1 protein-coding gene is annotated in these 1,067 nt (G+C 65.9%); it reads left to right on the top strand.

Annotated elements, in window-relative coordinates; genetic code table 11:
• Positions 1-300: 300 nt before the first annotated feature.
• On the top strand, positions 301-1,067 hold a 767-nt coding region (locus RJ03_RS38310; RefSeq protein ID WP_506330080.1), incomplete at its 3' end, for an RsbRD N-terminal domain-containing protein.

Raw genomic sequence — 1,067 nt, forward strand, 5'->3', positions numbered from 1 at the left:
AAACCGGCAAGGTGCTCAAACGCCTGCTGATCGGCGGGAATACCGAACTGACCGGCCCGTTTCATCCGGCGGCCGAGTTGTGACCGCTCACCAGGCCACGCCCGGGTGGCCTCCTCATTTGTCACGAGGATGGGCGAAAGGCGTCCATCGGGGTCTCGTTACGGTTACGTTATAAAGGCAGCGCAGTAAACGGGCGGGGGAAGGAAGTTTTCGCCAATGTCTGTTGCCACGCCGGGTTCTGCCGCCTCGCCGAGCGCATCCGGCGACGCCACCGCCACCTCGACGCGCCCCGGCCTGACCATGTCCGGTCAACTGCTGTCGTCGCCGTTGAAGGATGTGTGGTCGCTGTCGCGGCACATGGTCGGCCACTTCGTCGAAAACGTCGCACCCTGCGGCACCCTCCCCGGCGACGCCATCCACGGCGACATCACCACCATCACCCGCACCTGCCTCGAACTCGCCATCAGCCTCCTCGACGGCCGCGACATCCCCGAAAAAACCGAACGCCTCAAAGACGCCGCCGCCGCCTGGGCCCGCGAAGGCGTCCCCATCGACACCATCCACCACGCCATCCACGAAGGCTTCAAAATCGGCTTCGACCTCGTCGTCACCAACGCCACCACCAAAACCCGCACCAACACCACCACCAGCGGCAGCACCAACAGCGGCAGCACCAACGGCGCAGGCGCCCGCAACAATGCCGCCGACGCGGAACCCACCCTCACCCTCACCCACACCGACTACACCAACCTCCTCCAAGGCGCCAAACTCCTCGTCGAAATCCTCGACACCATGACCACCGCCGTCTCCGGCGCCTACGTCCGCGAACTCCGCGCCGTCGTCTCCGAACACCACAACGCCGTCCACACCCTCACCTCAGCACTCCTCGGCGGCCACCCCACCAGCACCATGGCCCGCGAATGCGGCATCGAAATCGCCGACAACTACCACATCCTCGCCCTCCACATCCCCCCACACCCCGACCAAGCCAACCCCCACCTCGACCCCACCATCATCGCCCGCCGCAAACTCCGCCGCCTCCAAGCCGCCCTCGCCACCACCACCAA

This window comes from Nocardia aobensis NBRC 100429 (assembly GCF_000308375.1).
In the GTDB taxonomy this organism is placed as follows: domain Bacteria; phylum Actinomycetota; class Actinomycetes; order Mycobacteriales; family Mycobacteriaceae; genus Nocardia; species Nocardia aobensis.